The organism is Caldalkalibacillus mannanilyticus JCM 10596 (assembly GCF_000615945.1).
In the GTDB taxonomy this organism is placed as follows: Bacteria; Bacillota; Bacilli; order Caldalkalibacillales; family JCM-10596; genus Bacillus_AT; species Bacillus_AT mannanilyticus.
Genome location: NZ_BAMO01000108.1, coordinates 1 through 595, shown reverse-complemented (window position 1 = coordinate 595; position 595 = coordinate 1). Strand labels below are relative to the sequence as shown.

1 protein-coding gene is annotated in these 595 nt (G+C 30.9%); it reads left to right on the top strand.

Annotated elements, in window-relative coordinates; translation table 11 throughout:
- Positions 1–455 precede the first annotated feature (455 nt).
- Positions 456–595 (top strand): aureocin A53 family class IId bacteriocin (locus tag JCM10596_RS22925; protein ID WP_234410620.1); only part of this gene is annotated, 140 nt, incomplete at its 3' end.

Genomic DNA, 595 nt, shown 5'->3' with positions numbered 1-595 from the left:
ATCTTTTTTTGTATATTATTCAAATTCAAAAAGGGATATATTACGTTTACTCAGGTAAGTAAACAAAAGTTGATATCAAGATGTTCAGAATAAGACACAATAAATACACCTATACATACTTTTGTAAGGTAGTTCAAAAGTGACAAGTGTCTTATTGATTAAAAATCATAGAAATTATAGCGAAGTTAGGTATAAAAGGAATTCAATAGGTTCCTAATAATTTAGGTACTGTAAAACGTTGGATGTTCCTAGGGATAACTTTGGATGCTATCGTTGATATGATTAAACAGAATCGTCGGAAAATAAAACATCTAGAGTGAGTAGAGTGCGGCAATACCTTTCTACTCTCAATTCATAAAAATTTGATGTTTTCCAATCATACCTATTAATTAATGAAGGGAGGTTGCTAACTTTACTAAAATTATAAAAATTACAGCAATTATATACAAAAGGGGGTGACTCAATTGTCTACATTTCTTGAAATTATTGCTCAACTAACTGATAAAGCAGCTAAATGGGCTTGGGAGAATAGTGCACAGGTTTACCGTTGGATTAGAGATGGGTTATCATTGCGTTCTATCATTGAATTGGTTTA